The sequence below is a fragment of the Rhodococcus sp. ARC_M5 genome, assembly GCF_022810405.1.
Classification (GTDB): domain Bacteria; phylum Actinomycetota; class Actinomycetes; order Mycobacteriales; family Mycobacteriaceae; genus Rhodococcoides; species Rhodococcoides navarretei.
On the sequence record NZ_JALGQE010000015.1, the window covers coordinates 1 to 18,758 of the forward strand.

Sequence of the window (18,758 nt, forward strand, 5' to 3'; positions counted from 1 at the left end):
TCCTACCGCCAACGCACCCGACCCGGAACAGTTGACCCCACCACCGACAACGAGCATCCTCAATAACGCGCCACGGTGGTCCCTACCCTCTGGCAACCAGGTGGTCCCATCACCCTGGCAAGCGACAAATCGGCCGACTCAGATCAACGCCGAGCTCAGCCCACGTCTGAGTCGCGCTCACGATCGGGCTGCGCCGGGCCACCCCTGAGGTCAAGTCCCACTCGAATGCCCACGCCGAGGGCCGATCACGCAGAGGAGCCAGACGATTAGCAACCTGAACCCACACGCCATGAACGCGACCAGACACATCGTCGGCAATCGGATCAACGCCAACCGTCCGCGAACCATGACTACACCGAACAGGGCTCCCATTTCGGCACACCTGCATGACAGCATCCAGTACGGCCTCGGAATCTCTACGCCAAGTATTTCGGTTGTCCTCATTCCTGGATATCTCGGAGTCGGACCCCGGTGTCATCGCGGGATCTCGTGGCGGGCCGAACCCCAGGGGAGGAAGAGGGAGTAAGCCGCTCAACAGCGGCAAGCGCCCGCATCAGCCGCGCGGGTGACCGCCTGCGGTCGCGTCGAAATGTCGCTATCTGTTGTCGGGCTGGTCTCGACCGGGCCGAGTTACGTCAGTGTGTACAACGCCTGGGGGCTGGCTGCGTAGGCGGTGTCGTAGTCGACCGCGGTCAATGCCTCGACGGACCCGGTTGCGGAACGCTTCTGCCAATCGGCGCCGTTGCGACTACGCCAGGCGTATCCGTCGGTGTCGATCCCCCACAGTGCATCGCCGGCACCGGCGAGCAATACCAAGTTCGGTGCGTCGAGGACAGGAGAGAATGTTCGGGCCGTGTCGGTGCTGTGCTGAAGTCCATCAGGTGTCACCGCCCATACTCCGGAGCTCGTAATCGCCAACGACGCCGCGGGCGCAGCGGCGCCGGGAGTCCAGGTGGAGCCGCTGTCGGCGGAGACGAGTAGACCGGTACTGCCATCGAATCCGACGAGGATGCGTCCATCGGCAGCCAGCGCGTGGAAGTCGACTTGTCCCTCCAGTGACCGATCCGACCACGACATTCCGCCGTCATTGCTGCTACGCAGTCCCAGTGGGTTCGCCGCCGTGCTGGATTCGCCGGGATGACCGGAGGTGAAGAGGGTATCGGTGGCCGGTACACCCGACAAACCCATGAAGTCATCGTCGGAAGAGCCGACCCTGGTCAGGTTTCCGGACGAACCGATGGCGAAGAGTCCTGTGTGGCTACCAGCGAGGACGGTGCCATCGGCGTTGACGTGCAATCCGTGCACATGAGCCAGTGAGGAGGTGAAGTCGACCACTGCCGGATCGGCCGCGCCGTCAGTCGCTGCCGGAGCGGAACATCCAACGAGGGACAGAGCTGCGATCAGAGACGGCAGCAGGATGCGGGAAAGCGAGATGGACATAAAGTGCGGTTCTCGTTCTGTCGATGAGGGCTCGGTGATGTAATCGCTTGAGCGTCAACGCCAAGTGATCTCCCGGTCAGGCGCGGTGAACATGACCGGATACGGCGGCTGAGGTGGACGTGACTGCTCGGGCGGTATGTGCGGGACGACGTAGACGCATCGACCTTCATCTCCATTCACTTAATCTCCAATCACTGAGGCGATGTACGAGCGCGGATCGTTCGGCGGCGAACAGCCGTGGCAGCGACATCGCACCGACGATCGGTATCGGCTGAGTGCGAACAATTCCGACACCTTCACCCGCCTCGCCGTGGCGAGCACTCAACTACTAACCAGCATAGTATTTCGGGCAGGTCAGGCCGAAGTGCCCATCCGGTTCGGTGTCATCGCAGATGCGCCGGTGCGTCGCCCGGGGTGATGCCGACGTGGACGTGGTCGCTGTGCACGTCGTCGGTGAAGAATCCTGGACGGTCACCGTTGAGGTCGGTCGGACCTCCGACCTCGGTTGCGCCCAGTAGGGCTGCCGCAGTGACGAATTCGGAGATCGTTGGGTTGTTGAAGGGATCGTCGACAACGCGCCGACCGTTGATTTCTCGGATGTCCACCGCTCGTCCCACTGCGTGGTTGGACAAGCGCGGGTGCGGGAAGACGGTCTGGATGTGACCGGTGTGCATCACCTGCACTGCGTAGGTGAATCGATCGGCAAGTCCGAGCATGATCTGGAGCACATTGTTGTTGATGCGTCCGGTTCCGATGTCGAGTCGTGCAGGCTCGGAGAGCGTGATGCGAGGGCTGCTCAGCACCGACGACGCAGCGGCGGTCAGTGGTACTGGGGACCCAAGAGAGGTCAAAGGGTTGATCTTTTCCACCGTCCAGGCCGCGCCAGCGGCGATGTCGCGCTTGAGCCGGATATCGAGTGCCATCTGCCGGGTCGTCTCAGCCGGCTGCGCGAGCGTGGGGCGTTGTAGGAGTTGGTCGAACAGCACGATCACTGCAGCACTCTCTGGACCGATTCCGGCGTACTGCGGATACACCACTCGCAGGGTGCTGGCGAGGGCCTCGTCGGGTTGAAGCAGTGCTGCCGTCGCCGCGACTTCGAGCGATACCCCTGCGGTGCGCAAGCTGTCGAGTACTCCTCCTCCCTCGCTCCAGCTGCCACCTGCTTCGAGGAAGCTCGTCGCTGCGCGTTTGATCTCGGGCATCACTTCGCCAGCTGTCGGCATCCACCGCCCCGGATTCACCGGGGCCGATGATCGACTGCTCGGTGCGCTCACGGCCGGGGACCGTGCGGGAGATGCGTTACTGCTCGGTGCGAGGCTGGGGGATTGTCTGTCGGCGGTGTTGATGGTGCAGCTGACTGTGAGCGGCAAAACCGCTGCGGCTGTGAGCAGTTGTCGACGGCTGACTGTGATGGCGTTTCCTTTCGTGCGCGGGGGTCTCAAGGGTGAGTGTCGTGGGTGATCACCGCGGCGGCGGTAGCGGCAGGCCGGGAATGTCGATACTGGGCGGCGCTGGCGTGGGCGTGCGGTCGGGGGCGGGGGAGCCGTCACTGATGTACAGCGTGATCAGCGATCCCGGGATCGCCGCGCCGGATGGGGATGTGCCGGTAGCGGTACCGCGAGCGCCCTGACCGGTGGTGGTGACGACGGTCACCTAGAATTCTGCTGCTTCCAATCTCGATGTGGCCGACGACTGGCTCATGCCGCTGACCTCAGGTACTTGGCCGTTGGCGGAGCCGCGGACGTATTTGTCGTCGACCGGTGGCAGCTCGATGGGGCCGAAGTTCGTGGCGATTGGGTCCATCGCGTCGTACCAGGTTCGTGCGGGTTCGTTACCGCCGTAGAGGTTCCCGGAGCTGCAGGGCCGCAGTGGGAAGGAGCAGATCTGGCCCGGTGTCGGTGAGTCACCGTAGGTGTAGACGGCGGCGGCGTAGCGGTTGGTGAAGCCGAGGAAGCCCGAGGATCGGTTGGATTCGGTAGTGCCGGTTTTCCCGGACATCGGCAGCGTCCAGCCCACGGACCCGGCCGCCGATGCCGAGGTTCCTCCGGGTTGGTCGTCCTTGCTCATCGCGTTGGCGAGTGTGTTGGCCAGGCCGGGTTCGACGACCTGCTCGCACGCTTGTTGTGTGACCGGTACAGCTACACCCTCGCGGTCGGAGATGGAGTCGATCGGGTTCGGCGGGCACCAAGTACCTCCCGAGGCGAGGGTAGCTGCGACGTTGGACAGCTCGAGCGGGTTGACCCAGGTAGGTCCGAGTGTGAACGAGCCGAGGCTTTGCTCTTTCTGGAGGTCGGCCATGCTCTGCTCGTCGAATCCAGACGAGCCGGGGAGGGTGTAGGAGCGAAGCCCTAGCCGCACTGCCATGTCGACTGTCGGTGTGACACCGACGGACTCGAGCAACTTCACGAACGCCGTGTTCGGTGATTGCGCCAGTGCGTCGGTGACCGTCAGCGCCGGTGGGTAGTTTCCGACGTTCTCCACGCAGTAAGCGCCCGCCGGGCAGTTACGCGCGCCGCCGTCGCCCAACCCCCTGACCTCGACGCGCCGGGGAACCTGCAGTGTGGCGTTGGTGCCGAGTCCGCGTTCCATCGCGGCGGCAGTGGTGAATATCTTGAAGATCGACCCGGCGCCGTTGCCTACGAGTGAATACGGTTGCGGCTGAACCGTTTCGTCGGCGTCGGCATCGAGTCCGTAGGTGCGACTACTGCCCATGGCGAGGATGCGGTGTTCGTCCTGTCCGGGTGCGACGACATTCATCACGGTGGCGACACCGTCGAGGTCGGGATCTGTGTTCGCGGTCAGTGCGGCCTGGGTCGAGTTCTGCACCGCCGGGTCGAGAGTCGTTTTGATCAGATAACCGCCCTCGTCGATCTGCTCGCGGCTGATACCGGCGTCCTCAAGATATTGGAGTGCGTAGTCGCAGAAGAACCCTCGATCACCGGCGGCGATGCATCCACGTGGGAGGGTGTTGGGCTCGGCCAGCACCCCCAATGGCTCGGATTTGGCGGCCTCGAATTCTGCGGCTCGGTTCGGGATGGTTTCGATCATGTTGTCCAAGACAAGGTTTCGGCGGCTTGTGACTCCCTCGACGTTGGTGTACGGGTTCAGTGCCGAACTGGACTGAACCATCCCTGCCAGCATCGCTGATTGCGTCGCCGTTAACTCGCTGGCATCGACACCGAAGTAGGTTTGCGCGGCGTCTTGGATGCCGAACGAGGCATTGCCGAACGGAACCAGGTTCAGATAGCGGGTCAATGTCTCGTCTTTGGTCAATTCTCTGTCCAAGGACAACGCCATTCGGATCTCGCGGATCTTGCGAGCCGGCGTGGTCTCGATCGCGGCACGCCGCTCGGCGTCGGTGTCAGCGACGACCAGTAATTGATAGTTCTTCACGTACTGCTGATCGAGTGTCGATGCGCCCTGCTCGACCTGCCCGCTGGTGGTGTTGGTCAAGAACGCTCGCAACGTTCCCTGCCAGTCCACGCCCTGGTGTTCTGCGAAGCGCCGGTCCTCGACGGAGACGATCGCAAGCTTCATCTCGTTGGAGATCTTCGCGCTCGGCACTTCGGAACGGCGTTGCTCGTATAGCCACGCGATCGGGTTGCCTGCCACGTCCGTCATCGTCGAGATGGCAGGAACTACGCCCTCGGCGAGTTCGCCGGAAACGTTGTCGTCGGTGTCAGCGGCGCGGTTCGAGACGTATCCCAGGCCACCGACGATGGGGAACAACACTCCTGCAAGCAGCACGCCTGCGAGCGCAGTGCATCCCACGAGTTCGAACACCGTTCGTCGGGTGCTTGACATCATCGTCTCGTTTCTGTCGACGGGGCAGTGCTCGCGGTCGTCCGGGTTGGTGGGACCGACAAGGGGAGCGGAGCACGGCCGCAGCGGCCGTCTAGCTCTCGCCGGTAGGTCTGCATGGTCCGGCCATCTCGATCGAGACGGTTTCCGCTTTTCTGCCATCCGAGGCGCTCGTAGAAGCCGCCTGCATTGTCGGCCACCCCGAGATCGGTGGACAGCTCGGCGCAACGTGCACCTGCCCGCGCAGAGTCGGATTCGAACCAGTCGAGCAACTGTGCACCCACTCCGATCCCTCGCACCCGTGGGCTCACCGCTATCGCAACGACGACGGCGACACTGTCGGCCGGGGGAGTCTCGGGTTCGCCGTTCGGCAGTGGGATGGGCCGAGCGCGCGCCACCGCTCTGCACCAGGGGCGAAGACGCGTACGAACGAACCGCATGGCGGTGCGCGGGCGGACTGCCATCGCCGCACCGGCGTGTGCAGCCAACGGCAGCACGGTCATCTTCTCGCGCAGTAGATCACCGATATGGGCATGGTGATCGAGGGTGCCGAGGAGGAATCCGACGACGGCGCCTTCGCTATCGGTTGCGACAAGAGCGATGGCGTGTCGTCGGTTGACGAAGCTGCGGTGCCACCGGCGCAGGAACCGTGCTCCCAGCTCGGGGAGCAGGCCAATCGGTAGCTCGTCGAGGTGCAACTGCGCGCTCTGCGGTAGATCGTGCGGCCCGGCCTCGCGAAGGACGATCGCGACTCCGGGAGGAGGCGCGGCGGGGTTGGGATGAGGGAAACAAAGGTGCGGCGTAGACGATGAAACGTTGAAGAAGATATGCATGGCGTTGTCCTCGACGAGGCAGGCTCGCGCCCTCACCGCGGAGGCGGCGCGCGAGAAGAAAGGTGGACCGATCTGCGCAAACGCAGACCTCTCACACCCTCAGAAGGCATGCCGCGTCGAGCACGGACATCGGCGCAGGGGGAGAGACCGACCTCTCAGTTGGCGACGATCTCGATGCCTGTAGACCTCGAAGCTGGTGCAGTAGCACTGTCCATCCGGTCCGGCGCAGCAACATTGCCAGCCCTAGCGCAAGGATCGCCACCGCTATGTGGACGGACCCGATCAGGGATCCGTGATTGTCGTGATGACTGGACGCGCTACCGCCGATCCCCTCGTCCTGCTCCGGCGCCGACGTGTGCTCGATTTCCGGGACGCTCTCGATGACCGCAGCCAGCGGAGCGTGGCCGGGCTCTGCGGTGGTGTGTGCGACCTGCGACATCATCAGCACCGCCACTGCCGTGGCCGCCATGATGGACCAGAGCAGAATTCGGCGAATACACTCGCTCAACCGAATCGGACACACACGACGAAAATAGCAGATCCATGTCGCCGTCTACCCGCGCTAGCGACGAATACCGTGTGCGGTGACGCCTCCAGCGTTCCATGCGGGCCGCACCCTCAACTGCCAGGCATTGTTGGGTTCGACGTTGGCGCAGGGCCGTGGTGACCCAGAGGGCGGCGGGCCCGTCATCGAGCAGGTGCGCGGCGGCGCGATCCACGGTGACCAGTACATCCTCGTAGGCCAGTCGTAGTGGCGCTCGCTCATCGAGTTGGGACATCGCGACATCCTCGATCAACTGCAGAGGGAACCGCGCCGCTTCGTACTCGGCACGCAAAACAGCTAGTGCAAGTGTGCCTGATCTCACCGCACAGGTATTACTCCGCGGGATGAAACGCGTTTGGACGGCATGAGTAGAAGAACCGATCCGCGCCTACCGTGGGGCCGAAAGCGGCCTAAACCGAACCGCAGCCCGGCAGCGTTCCGGATGGACCAAGTACCACGTTTGTGGTTGCAGCACTTACCCTCTCGCCCAGGCGACTACCGCACACAACTGCACACGGCCCATCAACTACTATGTTGCATAGTAATTGAGATGCAATCGTCGAAAGGGTGTGGCGGTGTGACAGCTGATCAAACCCCGGCGCTCACATCGCAGGGACGGTTACGCAGAGCAATCGCTGCGGTGCGCAACAGGTGGCGGCAACTGACCTCGATGCGAACGGCACTGGTGCTGCTGTTTTTGCTCGCTATCGCAGCAATCCCAGGCGCCCTGCTGCCACAGCGCAATCTCAACACCCAGGCGGTTGATTCCTACATCGCAGCGCGCCCGGCTCTCGGGGCCGTCATGGACACGCTGGAATTGTTCGACGTATTCGGAAGCTTCTGGTTCACCGCCATCTACGTCCTACTGTTTGTGTCGTTGATCGGCTGCCTGACTCCCCGAATGATCGAACACGGTAAAGCCCTTCGCGCACAGCCAGTTCGCGTACCCCGAAACCTTTCGCGACTACCGCTTCATCATTCGGGCGCTCTCGCCGGTAGCCCGAAAACCGTCATCGACGACATCGCGCCCCACTTGAGAGGGTGGCGTACTGCCGTTAGGCCCGAGCCCGATGGGGCGCTCACCCTCTCCGCCGAGAAGGGCTATACCCGCGAAGCGGGAAACCTACTTTTTCATTTCTCGCTGATCGGTCTGCTCGCGGCCATCGCCATCGGCAAGCTCTTCGGTTACGAAGGATCGGTCATCGTCATCGCCGACAACGGGCCCGGTTTCTGCAACACCTCGCCCGCCATCTACGACTCCTTCCGGGCCGGCAACAGCACCGACGGAACCGGGCTGGAGCCGTTCTGCATCAGAGTCAAGGACTTCAACGCCGACTACCTTGAGAACGGCCAGGCAGAGATGTTCACCTCGAACATCTCCTACCAGTCCGCCGACGACATCGCCGCAGACACCTGGCGCGACTATCAACTCAAAGTCAACGAACCCCTCCGGCTCGGAGATGAACGCATCTACCTCACCGGCCACGGATACGCCCCCGAATTCACCGTGACCTTCCCCGACGGTCAGAGTCGAACCGAGGCCCTGCAGTTCCGGCCCGACGACGCCACCACGTTCCTGAGTAGCGGGGCGTTGCGTTTCGATCCACCCGGCGGGACCTATGCCACCGCCGATGAGCGACGCCGCGGCCAGATCGCCATCGAAGGCCTCTTCGCTCCCACTGCGCAATTCAACGGAACCCTGCTCTCCTCCCGCTTCCCGGACTTGGTCGATCCTGCTGTGGCAGTGGATATCTACAAAGGAGATACCGGCCTCGACACCGGCATACCCCAGTCGATCTTCTCCCTGGACCAGGAGATGATCAACCAGGGCCGACTTGTCAAGCAGGATCGGGTGAACCTGCGTCCCGGTGAATCGACGACCCTCACCGACGGCACCAACATTCGATTCAACGGCGCCAAGGAATTCGCCAACCTGCAGGTCGGATACGACCCCGCACAGTTGTGGGTGCTCGTGTTCGCGATCACGATGATGACCGGACTGTTGGTCTCGCTGGTGATCAAGCGACGTCGAGTCTGGTTCCGTGTACTCCCGGCCGAAACAGGCCGATCGAGCGTGGAGATGGGCGGGCTCGCCCGTACCGATCACGCCGGATGGGGACCCGAATTCGAGACCCTCCGCACCGAAATCTGGACGCCGCGGACAAAGAACCACTCCGAGACCCTCGATACAGAAACGGTGTAGCGCCATGCCGATCGACGACAACCTCGCCCGCTGGAGCGACATCAGTTTCGAGACCGCCTTCGTGGTCTACCTTCTCGCCGCGATCCTGTTCATCGCACAACTCGCAACGACACGAACAGCGACTCTGAGCCGGGCCTCGAGTCTGCATCCGCAACTGATCGCAGCGACATCATCGACACCGGGATACGTGCCGGTCCCCGAGCGAAGAGCCCCGTCCGAACGCCTGGGCCGCACGGGACTCGCCCTGGTAATGCTCGCACTCACTTTGCATATCGGGTCGATCGTCCTGCGCGGGATCGCCACTGGCCGCCCGCCGTGGGGAAACATGTACGAATTCGTCTCCGTCACATGCGCGGCCGGCATACTTGCCGGACTGATCGTGCTGCGCTCGGAGCAACTGCGCACACTATGGTTGTTCGTCCTCGTGCCGACCTTGATCCTGCTCTTCATTGCCGGAACTGTGCTCTATGCCAACGCGGCGCCCGTCGTACCAGCCTTGCAGTCGTATTGGCTCCCCGTGCACGTCTCGGTCGTCTCGCTCGGCAGCGGGGTGTTCCTGATCTCCGGTGCAGCCAGCACATTGTTCCTGATCCGGATCCGATATCCCAACAACAACGCCGTCCCCGACAGCAGAGTGGGCCGGATCGTCGCTCGTCTCCCCTCGGCGCACTCGCTCGACGTGCTGGCGTACAAGACCACCATCTTCGCGTTTCCCCTGTTCGGAATCGGTGTCATCCTCGGCGCGATCTGGGCGGAGGCCGCGTGGGGTCGGTTCTGGGGCTGGGACCCGAAAGAGACGGTCTCATTCATCGCGTGGATCATCTACGCCGCGTACCTGCACGCCCGGGCCACCAGCGGGTGGCGTGACACCCGGGCCGCGTGGATCAACATCGCCGGATTCGTGGCCATGCTGTTCAACCTGTTCATCATCAACATGGTGGTCTCCGGACTGCATTCGTACGCGGGTTTGAACTGATGTCGCCTGCTAGCCGCCGCCCTGTGCTTCGGCGAGGTCATGCGGCACCGGTCGCGTCAATCCCGCGTCGACCCGGCCGGTGTTGCCGACCGGGTATCGACCGGACCAGGATCCAGGAGCCACGACCACGATCCGAATCAACTGACTGCCTCGTGTCCGTAGTGCATTCCGGAGAGGGAAGTCACAGTGCCCCGAGCTTCGTCACCGGCCAAGACTGGGGCATCGACCGCGTCACCGATCCCACGATGTTCGAGACATCGGCGCAGATCCGTACTGCAGCAAAGGCGTCGACTTCATGAGACTCGGCCGCCCTACGGGGGCTCGCACACGCGAACAGAGCAGTCTGCCCGCCACGGCAACGGCATCCATCCTTGCCGTTGTACTCCTGGTCTCCGGATGTTCCGCAGGCGCCGACGCCGTGCCCTCCGGAGGTAGCTTCGATTTCGTTGCACCCGGTGGTCAAACCGACATCGTCTACGATCCCCCCGAAACGCGCGGAACCATCGGTGAACTCGCCGGACCCGATCTGATGGAGGAAGGTAAGAACACCGCTCTGTCGGACTATGACGGCGAGGTGGTCGTGATCAATCTCTGGGGTCAGTGGTGCGGCCCCTGCCGCGGCGAAGCCGACGACCTCGAAGAGGTCTACGAAGCAACCCGCGAGCGCGGTGTGCAGTTCCTCGGTATCAATGTTCGAGATCCGCAGAAGGACAAAGCGCAGGACTTCGTTGTCGACAACAATGTCTCCTACGCCTCGATCTACGACCCCTCGATGCGGACGCTGATCGCCCTCGGCGGGAACTACCCGACCAGCGTGATTCCCTCGACGCTGGTACTCGATCGAGAGCACCGGGTGGCGGCAGTGTTCATGCGTGCCCTCCTCGCCGAAGACCTGCTCCCTGTCGTCGAACGGATAGCAGACGAATGACTGTTCTTCTTGCCCAAGGCGGCGTTGGCTCGACGTTCCAAAATCTGGCATCGAGCGGACCTCTGGTACTGGCGATCGCCGCATGTATGCTCGCCGGGCTGGTCTCGTTCGCGTCACCGTGCGTGGTGCCCCTGGTGCCGGGCTACCTGTCGTACCTGGCGGGCATCGCAGGTGCCGACGTGCCGTCGCTCGCCGCCGCCTCGACTGGTGAAGCACCGCCGAAGCTGGCAAGCCGCTGGCGCGTGGCAGGTGCAGCGGGGTTGTTCGTCGCCGGCTTCACCATCGTCTTCGTCCTCGCCACCGCCTCGATTTTCGGGGTCATCGGCACCCTGCGCATCAACGAACAGGTGCTTCAGCAGGTCGGCGGTGCCATCACGATCATCATGGGCTTGACGTTCATCGGGTTCATTCCCGCATTCCAACGCGACACTCGATTCGCGCCGCAAACCATCTCGTCTCTTGCTGGAGCGCCGCTGCTCGGTGGCGTGTTCGCGCTCGGCTGGACGCCGTGCCTTGGCCCCACGCTCGCCGGGGTGTTGTCCGTTGCCGCTGGCACTGAAGGCGCAACCGCAGCGCGCGGCGTCACTCTCATCGTCGCCTACTGTCTGGGACTCGGTCTACCGTTCGTGGTCCTCGCGTTCGGCTCGAGTTCGGCGATGCGCGGTGTCGGCTGGCTACGGCGGAACTCGCAGAGAATCAAAGTGGCAGGCGGAGTGATCATGATCGCCGTCGGTGTCGCCCTGCTGACGGGGGTGTGGGGTCTGTTCATTGCCTGGATACGCAATGAATTCGTCAGTTCGGTTGTGTTACCCATCTGAGAAGGAAGCCGAGCAGCCGCACGTGCAAGATCACGCCTCCCCAACTGCCAGTGCCGGTGGTATCGAACCCACTCTCTGTCGACGGCGCGCCCCCGCCGGGCCGCGATGACCCGATCCGAGAGCCGCCCCCTGTCCCTACCGCGGATCTGCGTGTCCCAAGGACCCCGCAGGCGGGTGCATCAGCAGGGGAGGGCATGTTTCCGGGGCCGTGTTGATCGGTGTGGCAGCTAAAAGGGCCAGGTCCTTCGAAACCGAAGGGCGGGGCTCGGTATCGGCCGAGCCCCGCCCTACGGTTGATAGTTCCCAGAATTGAGAGTTACTGGGCGAGCAAACTTTCCATTGTGGAGATTTCGCTCTGCTGCGCATCGATGATTGTGGAGGCAAGCTCCTTGGCATCAGCATTGGAGCCGTCGGCCAACTCGATCTGAGCCATCTCGATTGCCCCCTTGTGGTGCTCGATCATCATGGTGAGCCACATGGAGTCGAACTCCGCTCCGTTGGCGGCCGACAACATGTCCATGTCTTCCTGGCTCATCATGCCGGTCATGCCACCGCTCCCCATGTCCATACCGCCCATGTCCATTCCGCCCATGTCCATTCCGCCCATGTCGGCGGACGCTGCGGGCTGTCCCCATGCGGTGAGCAGGGCATTCATCTGCTCCATCTCCGGTGCTTGAGCTGCTTCGATGGCCTGGGCCAGCTCGATGACCTGAGCATTCTCGGTTCGGCCGTCGACAAGTGAAGCCATCTCCACCGCTTGTGCATGGTGGGGGTACATCCCTTCGACGAACGTGACATCGGCATCGTTGAATTCGGCCGATGCTTCGGCGGAATTCTCGGAGGACGACGAGGCCGGTGTATCGCTGCTCGACATGCCGGGCATGTTCATTTCGCCGTCGTTACTGCTGCAGCCAGCGAGAACTGCGGCGGCGACAGCGGAGGCCGCCGTTATCGCGATCGTGAAGCGGGTAGGTCGATTCGAACGCATAACAAACTCCTGAAATTGTTGGGGGGTGGTTCGGATCGACAGGCGCACTGGCCTGTCGATATCTGTGTCTCACACAACGGTGAGTCACCTGTCAGATCCGAAGCACAGACAATTCGGAGAGAGTGAATATGGTCCAGGGTGGCGGGTGCCCGGTTCGATGACGAACTGCCGACAGTCGCGCAGCGTGGACGAGAGAACCGGCGAAGCCCACAACGATTGCCCGTAAGACGGCCAACGCCGCGACAGCACCGATGATAGCCAGACACAGATGCATGACCGAGCTGTGATCGCCACAGCCGTTCCCGCAGTGTGCTGCGGAACCACTCTCCGATGCTGTCGCAGATGATGCTCCCGAATGCTCGTCGACGGCAGGTGGAGCGCTCACCGTCGAGGTCATCGAGTGTTCGCCGATACTCGTCGCCGTTGCGAACGACATCGGCGCAGAATGCATGAGAAGGACTCCGAACAGCACTATCGAAGCGCAAACAGCACCTAGGAGCCACTTCTGGTTCATAGGTTCCGTGGCTGAAGTCCTCACCGGTTCGATCTTACCGGTCTGCCACACGGGCATCCGGTCTCCTCGCAGTCGCGGCGTCCGGACCGTGGACATCGAATCAGGTGGCGATGGGCCGGTTGATTGCGGTCACTTCATCCCAGGGAACGGGCGCGACTTTGACGACGTCGCCGCCGGTGGGGGCGTTGACGTATTTCCCGTCGCCGATGTAGATCCCGATGTGTCCGATCGGTGAGTAGAGAGAGATGAAGTCACCCGGTTGCACTGATTCGCGGGAGACAGGTGTGCCCGCTCGTGCTTGGTCTGCGGCCACGCGTGGAACGGTCAGTCCCAGTTGTTTGTAGGCGAAGTAGATCAGTCCGGAGCAATCGAAGGACCCCGGCCCGGTAGCTCCCCAGGAATAGGGTTTGCCGAGTTGGTCGAGGGCGATGCGCATCGCCTCCGCTGATGTTCCACTCGCAGCCGAGACGGCGGCGGGTAGCTCGGAAGGATTCGTGGTGCCGGGGCTGACGATGGCAGCTCGATCCGCATCGGTGAGGGCGGCGAATTGGTCGGTGATTTTGGCGATCTGATCGGCCAGGTCGGTCTGGCGTTGCTCGAGGTCGCGTTGTGTACGTGCGGCGTCCGCCTCGGCTACCGCAGCGGACGCCTGTGCTTGCCGGGCTTGTTCGAGCTGGTCTCGCGCTTCGTCGTCGATCTGTGTCGAGTCGGCGAGTGCAGCGGCTCGATCGGCGAGGATCCGGTCCAACAACACCATCTGATCGAGTAGTTGCTGTGGGCTGTCCGCGACCAGAACGGCCCCGAGAGGGGATTGCGGTACACCTTTGTACGCGGCGTCGACAGCTGTGGCCAGTGCTCGACGGTTGGCAGATGCGGCCACTTCGGCTTCCCGAGCCGCCGCCGAGGTCTCGTGGGCGAATTGAACTGCGGTACTCAGTTCGCCGCGGCGACGATCGAGGGTGTCCTGCGCGGCGTACATGCTCTCGGTGAGAGTGAATGCGGTCGCATTGAGTTCAGTGAGTTGTCGTACGGCTTCGGATGCGTTCGCCGGGGGTGCAGCGGGGTCCGCCGAAGCTGGAGCATTTGCCGAAAATGCCGCGGCAGCAACGATGATCGAGGCGATGAGGGTAGCGCGGACACGCCGCGTCGGGCCTGAAGAAGAATGCACAGAAGAAATCCTCTGGGGTCGGTGTGGGTTCCCTGCGTCACCAGCGAAGGAAACGGAGCGCGGTGAGAGCCGCATGGGACTGTGTCCGGCCTCGCCGGCACCATTGTCGGGTATCGGCAGTCGTAGAGGGTTCCTCACGGTCGGCTGAGGCTTTCGCGTCGACGCTCGACGCCTGTGCCGTATGGGCGGCGAGTCGGCGTCGTTGACCCCGACTCACCGCACCTGCAAACTACTATCATTCATAGTAGACGGTTGGGTGGTGTCCGCTGACCGGGAGAGGGATGACGACTGTGACGATGCGTGACTGGCCGGCGCGCCGTTGGGTGGCCGCGTTACTGGGCGCGATGGTGGCCGCGCTGGTCGTGGCGATCCCCACCGGGATCATCCACACTGCGTTCTACGTTCGAATGACCCCGGTGTTGTGGTGGAACTATCCGGTGTGGATTGCCACCGCAGTTCTCAGTGGCCTCATTCTTGCGACATACGTGAGCACTGGGCTGGCGTCGTCGGTTTCTTCCCGTGTAGGGGTCAGTGCGAATGCGTTGTCGTTGTTGGCAGTCGGATGTCCGATATGCAACAAACTGGTAGTGGTGGCGGTCGGGGTGAGCGGTGCTCTGGATCTATGGGCACCCGTGCAGCCCGTAATCGGAGTGATGTCGGTGGGGGTGATGGTGTGGGCTCTTCGACTGCGAATCCGCGGGGAACGCGCGTGCCCTACTTCTCGCGTAGGTCAGGAGTTCGGCAACTCCGCTGGCTTTGGCGGTGCAGGCGCAGCAAAATTGTAGGATTTCTCGCCACGTCCTATCCGCGGTCCGGCAGCAACAGACGACGAAGGCGACCGCTTCTCGATGCGCCATCTGCGGTGTTGGGCTGTGCCTGCGACACCGGCAGGCGGGCGTCGGCCAGCAATCCTGCCACCCCGGCGGCCACGCAGGCCGACGTCACCACTATCAATGCCGGATTCGTTCGCCCGGTCAAAGCGTCCCCGAACAGCACCGCGGCGATCGTACCGGGCAGAATCCCCACGACAGTGGCCGTCGTGTAGGGCAGCAGGCGCACCGCGGAGAGTCCGGAGCAGTAGTTGACCAGGGCGAACGGTGCCGGGGCAATGAGCCGCAAGGACCCGACGGCCAGCCACCCCCGCCGAGCCAACCGGGCATCGATGGACTTGACCGCAGGATTCGTCAGCCGCTCCTGCACCGCGGTGCGCCCGAGCGCGCGCACCAGCAGCAACGCCAGCACAGCGCTGACAGTTGTGGCGGCGATCGTGACGGCGACCCCGGTGGCGGGACCGAACAACAGTCCGGCGCTGAGGGTGAACACCGTGCGCGGTACCGGGGCAATCGTCAACACCGCCTGGGTCAGAAAGAACACCACCACGAACGACGGGCCCATCGACTCCGCCCACTCGCGCACCACAATGATCGACGGGCGGGGTACGAGGGCGGCAGCCACTGCCAGTATTGCCAGCGCTGCCACGGTGGCGAGGACTCGGCGATCGCGCAGAATCGCCGATACGGTTTCGGTCATGACGGTCTCTGCCTGCGCCGCCTCGCCGAGGTTTCCGACAAGCACGCGGGAGTGGACGGCGAGGAATGGCTTCGCACTGCCGGTGCTCAGGAGCGGACGAGCCGTGAGATCGCGTCGGTGGCCTCTTTGATCTTCGCGTCGGCTTGGGGACCGCCGGCGATGGCGGCGTCGACCACGCAGTGGCTGATGTGAGCTTCGAGCAGGCCCATGGCCACCGCCTGCAAGGCTTTGGTCATCGCCGAGACCTGGGTGAGGATGTCGATGCAGTACTTGTCTTCCTCGACCATGCGCTGCAGTCCTCGGGCCTGGCCTTCGATGCGCTTGAGGCGTTTGAGGTAGGCGTCCTTTTCGGTGATGTAGCCGTGCGCGGCGTGATCATGGCCGTCGGTCTCGGCGGGTGCCTGCGCGGCCGCGGGAGTGGCCATGGTGTCCTCCTGGAATCCGAGTGTCATGCCGAGCATCCTCGATTATGCCCGCCCGGGGTATGGCGCGAGAGGGTCGGTCCGTCGAGTCGTCGCTGGGCCGCCGCCACAGCGCACATCACCGCGCAGCGGGCCACCGCTCGGGTCGCCGGGTGCCGGGTGATCTGCACCAAGGTCGTTGTCACGAAGGACATGGCCCTCTCCTTTCGTAGGCAGCATCGGGGTTGTAGCGGTGGGGTGGGGTGGCGCGCCTGCATGCCACGCCCACCCCAGCCTTTTGGGTGCTTGTTCTACCCGCGCGGTTATCCGGTGAGGGACTTGAACCGGCGCAACCGCAAGCTGTTGCTGACCACGAACACCGACGAGAACGCCATCGCTGCACCGGCCAGCATCGGATTGAGCAGCCCGGCCGCAGCCAAGGGGAGGGCAGCCACGTTGTAGGCGAACGCCCAGAACAAGTTGCCCTTGATGGTGCCCAACGTTCGGCGGGACAGGCGGATAGCATCCGCTGCTGCGCGCAGATCACCGCGCACCAACGTCAGATCGCTGGCTTCGATCGCAACGTCGGTACCGGTGCCCATCGCCAGACCGAGGTCGGCCTGCGCCAACGCGGCGGCGTCGTTCACGCCGTCGCCGACCATCGCCACTACCTTGCCCTGCTCCTGCAGCCTTTTGACGACGTCCACCTTGTCTGCGGGCAGCACCTCCGCGATCACTTCGTGGATGCCGACCTGGTCGGCGATGGCACGCGCGGCGGCTGCGTTGTCGCCGGTGAGCATGATCGGCGTCAAACCCAGGCCCCGCAGCTGCTCGATCGCCTCGGCGGAGGTGGGTTTGACCGCGTCGGCGACGACCAGTACTCCGCGAGCCCGACCGTCCCAACCGACTGCGACGGCGGTCTTGCCCTCGGATTCGGCTGCACGCATCGCACTTTCGAGTTCGTCCGGCAGCTGCTGCGCCCGGTCGGCGAGGAGGCGGGCCCGTCCGACGATCATTGCGTGGTCGTCGACTATGCCCTGCACCCCGAGGCCTTCGATATTTATAAACTGCTCTACCGGTGGCAGGGCTCCGACCTTCTCGCGGGCACCTTTGGCGATGGCCTGGGCGATGGGGTGCTCGGACGAATCTTCGAGTGCACCGGCCAGGCGCAGCACCTGCGCGGTGTCCTCGCCGTCGGCGGTGATCACGTCGAGCAGAGTCATCTTGCCGGTGGTGACGGTGCCGGTCTTGTCGAGTACCACGGTGTCGACACGGCGGGTCGATTCGAGCACTTCGGGACCCTTGATCAGGATGCCGAGCTGAGCGCCGCGGCCGGTGCCGACCATCAGCGCGGTCGGGGTGGCCAGGCCGAGGGCACACGGGCAGGCGATGATCAGGACGGCGACGGCTGCGGTGAACGCGGCCGCGATCCCACCGCCGGTGCCGATCCAGAAGCCGAGTGTCGCCGCGGCAAGGGCGATCACGATCGGGACGAAGACTCCGGAGATCTTGTCGGCCAGACGCTGAGCTTGGGCTTTACCGGTCTGAGCGTCTTCGACGAGTTTCGCCATCTGTGCGAGCTGGGTGTCCGAGCCGATGCGGGTCGCCCGGACCACGATTCGGCCACCGACGTTGACCGTCGCGCCGACGACCAGATCATCGGGTCCTACCTCGACGGGCACGGATTCGCCGGTCAACATCGAATTGTCGACCGCGGAAGAGCCGTCGGCGACCACGCCGTCGGTGGCGATCTTCTCCCCGGGGCGGACGACGAACTCGTCACCGACGATGAGTTGATCGGTGGGGATGCGCTGTTCGACACCCTCGCGCAGGACGGAGACTTCCTTGGCACCGAGCTCGAGCAGGGCACGCAGGGCGGCACCGGCGCGTCGCTTGGAGCGTGCTTCGAAGTAGCGGCCGGCGAGGATGAAGGTGGTGACTCCGGCTGCGGCCTCGAGGTAGATGTTGCCGGCCCCGTCGGAGCGGGAGATGGTCAGCTCGAACGGGTGTGTCATGCCGGCCGTTCCGGCGGTGCCCCAGAACAGGGCATACAACGACCACCCCAGTGCTGCGATGGTGCCCATCGAGATCAGGGTGTCCATCGTTGAGGTGGCGTGCCGCAGATTGGTGAAGGCGGCCTTGTGGAACGGCCATGCCCCCCACACCACCACGGGTGCGGCGAGGGTCAAGGAAAGCCACTGCCAGTTGGTGAACTGCAGTACCGGAACCATAGCCATCGCGATCACCGGCACGCTGAGCACCAGCGATATGAGCAGGCGTTGGCGCAGCGAGGCGGTGGGGTCGATCTCGGCTGGCCCGGCCGCGTCGGGGTCGGTGGAGGAGGCGGCGGGCGCGGGGACCGTGGCGGTGTAGCCGGCCTGCTCGACGGTGCCCACGAGATCCTCGGTCGAGACATCACCGACGTAGTCGACGCGTGCTTTTTCGGTGGCGTAGTTCACCGTCGCGGTGACACCGTCGAGCTTGTTGAGCTTTTTCTCGATCCGGTTCGCGCAGGAGGCGCAGGTCATACCACCGATGTCGAGTTCGACTCGGCCGTCGGCGGTGGGGTGGTGCGTGACGGGATTCATCGTCGCTCCTCTCGGGGTGTGGTGGT

Annotated in this window: 17 protein-coding genes and 1 pseudogene; 6 read left to right on the forward strand and 12 right to left on the reverse strand. The window is 63.8% G+C overall.

Going from position 1 to position 18,758, the window contains the following annotated elements:
* Positions 1–630 precede the first annotated feature (630 nt).
* From MTX34_RS19905 to MTX34_RS19925, 5 genes and pseudogenes are all read right to left on the reverse strand, one after another.
* Positions 631–1,440 carry a F510_1955 family glycosylhydrolase gene (locus tag MTX34_RS19905; RefSeq protein ID WP_032401329.1) on the reverse strand — a complete coding sequence of 270 codons (810 nt, stop codon included), beginning with the start codon at positions 1,438–1,440 and terminating at the stop codon, positions 631–633.
* 383 nt (positions 1,441–1,823) lie between these two features.
* Positions 1,824–2,663 (reverse strand): hypothetical protein, encoded by an 840-nt coding sequence (locus MTX34_RS19910; protein WP_094656082.1) that lies wholly within the window; start codon positions 2,661–2,663, stop codon positions 1,824–1,826.
* A gap of 238 nt (positions 2,664–2,901) precedes the next feature.
* Positions 2,902–5,244: pseudogene (locus tag MTX34_RS19915) on the reverse strand (transglycosylase domain-containing protein).
* Entirely contained in the window at positions 5,244–6,074 is an 831-nt protein-coding gene (locus tag MTX34_RS19920; RefSeq protein ID WP_243610571.1) for an N-acetyltransferase, read from the reverse strand. Before MTX34_RS19920 ends, MTX34_RS19915 begins: the two are co-directional and overlap by 1 nt.
* 91 nt (positions 6,075–6,165) lie before the next feature.
* Positions 6,166–6,543, reverse strand: a complete 378-nt coding sequence (locus MTX34_RS19925) for a hypothetical protein (RefSeq protein WP_155288774.1) — start codon at positions 6,541–6,543, stop codon at positions 6,166–6,168.
* Positions 6,544–6,658: 115 nt separating this feature from the next.
* Here MTX34_RS19925 and MTX34_RS19930 point away from each other — a divergent pair, with 115 nt between their 5' ends.
* The 3 genes from MTX34_RS19930 to ccsB all read left to right on the forward strand — a co-directional run bounded on the left by MTX34_RS19930 (position 6,659) and on the right by ccsB (position 9,797).
* Positions 6,659–6,826 (forward strand): hypothetical protein, encoded by a 168-nt coding sequence (locus MTX34_RS19930; protein WP_155288775.1) that lies wholly within the window; start codon positions 6,659–6,661, stop codon positions 6,824–6,826.
* Between the two features lie 342 nt (positions 6,827–7,168).
* Positions 7,169–8,821 carry a cytochrome c biogenesis protein ResB gene (locus MTX34_RS19940; RefSeq protein ID WP_052061714.1) on the forward strand — a complete coding sequence of 551 codons (1,653 nt, stop codon included), beginning with the start codon at positions 7,169–7,171 and terminating at the stop codon, positions 8,819–8,821.
* A gap of 4 nt (positions 8,822–8,825) precedes the next feature.
* Positions 8,826–9,797: a c-type cytochrome biogenesis protein CcsB gene (ccsB, locus tag MTX34_RS19945; protein ID WP_032375699.1), complete on the forward strand. Its 972-nt coding sequence runs from the start codon at positions 8,826–8,828 to the stop codon at positions 9,795–9,797.
* 9 nt (positions 9,798–9,806) lie between these two features.
* Here the strand turns inward: ccsB and MTX34_RS19950 are convergent, their stop codons facing one another.
* Positions 9,807–9,938, reverse strand: coding sequence for a DUF3703 domain-containing protein (locus MTX34_RS19950; protein WP_080733457.1), 132 nt, complete (start codon positions 9,936–9,938; stop codon positions 9,807–9,809).
* A 154-nt stretch (positions 9,939–10,092) separates the two neighbouring features.
* Between MTX34_RS19950 and MTX34_RS19955 the strand changes: the two genes are divergently transcribed.
* Positions 10,093–10,725 carry a TlpA disulfide reductase family protein gene (locus tag MTX34_RS19955; protein WP_080736598.1) on the forward strand — a complete coding sequence of 211 codons (633 nt, stop codon included), beginning with the start codon at positions 10,093–10,095 and terminating at the stop codon, positions 10,723–10,725.
* Positions 10,722–11,543 carry a cytochrome c biogenesis CcdA family protein gene (locus MTX34_RS19960; protein WP_032375700.1) on the forward strand — a complete coding sequence of 274 codons (822 nt, stop codon included), beginning with the start codon at positions 10,722–10,724 and terminating at the stop codon, positions 11,541–11,543. Before MTX34_RS19955 ends, MTX34_RS19960 begins: the two co-directional genes overlap by 4 nt.
* 316 nt (positions 11,544–11,859) lie before the next feature.
* On the opposite strand, the gene MTX34_RS19965 is transcribed toward MTX34_RS19960, so the two are convergent.
* From MTX34_RS19965 to MTX34_RS26025, 3 genes are read right to left on the reverse strand one after another with little or no spacing between them, the layout of a single operon-like run.
* A complete protein-coding gene (locus MTX34_RS19965; protein ID WP_306437489.1) occupies positions 11,860–12,579 on the reverse strand; it encodes a DUF305 domain-containing protein in 720 nt (239 codons plus the stop codon).
* Between the two features lie 43 nt (positions 12,580–12,622).
* Complete coding sequence (locus MTX34_RS26155; RefSeq protein WP_373454702.1) at positions 12,623–13,141, reverse strand: DUF6153 family protein; 519 nt, start codon at positions 13,139–13,141, stop codon at positions 12,623–12,625.
* A 4-nt stretch (positions 13,142–13,145) separates the two neighbouring features.
* Positions 13,146–14,213, reverse strand: a complete 1,068-nt coding sequence (locus tag MTX34_RS26025) for an NlpC/P60 family protein (RefSeq protein ID WP_243610572.1) — start codon at positions 14,211–14,213, stop codon at positions 13,146–13,148.
* Positions 14,214–14,494: 281 nt separating this feature from the next.
* On the opposite strand from MTX34_RS26025, the gene MTX34_RS19975 reads away from it, so the two are divergent.
* The gene (locus tag MTX34_RS19975) at positions 14,495–14,998 is read left to right on the forward strand and encodes a hypothetical protein (protein ID WP_243610573.1); all 504 of its coding nucleotides are present in this window, start codon (positions 14,495–14,497) and stop codon (positions 14,996–14,998) included.
* A gap of 16 nt (positions 14,999–15,014) precedes the next feature.
* Here the strand turns inward: MTX34_RS19975 and MTX34_RS19980 are convergent, their stop codons facing one another.
* The 3 genes from MTX34_RS19980 to MTX34_RS19990 form a co-directional block, all read right to left on the reverse strand.
* A complete protein-coding gene (locus tag MTX34_RS19980) occupies positions 15,015–15,743 on the reverse strand; it encodes a TVP38/TMEM64 family protein (protein WP_045841173.1) in 729 nt (242 codons plus the stop codon).
* Between the two features lie 86 nt (positions 15,744–15,829).
* Positions 15,830–16,168: a metal-sensitive transcriptional regulator gene (locus tag MTX34_RS19985; RefSeq protein WP_032375786.1), complete on the reverse strand. Its 339-nt coding sequence runs from the start codon at positions 16,166–16,168 to the stop codon at positions 15,830–15,832.
* A gap of 299 nt (positions 16,169–16,467) precedes the next feature.
* Positions 16,468–18,732, reverse strand: a complete 2,265-nt coding sequence (locus tag MTX34_RS19990; protein ID WP_094686191.1) for a cation-translocating P-type ATPase — start codon at positions 18,730–18,732, stop codon at positions 16,468–16,470.
* Positions 18,733–18,758 lie beyond the last annotated feature (26 nt).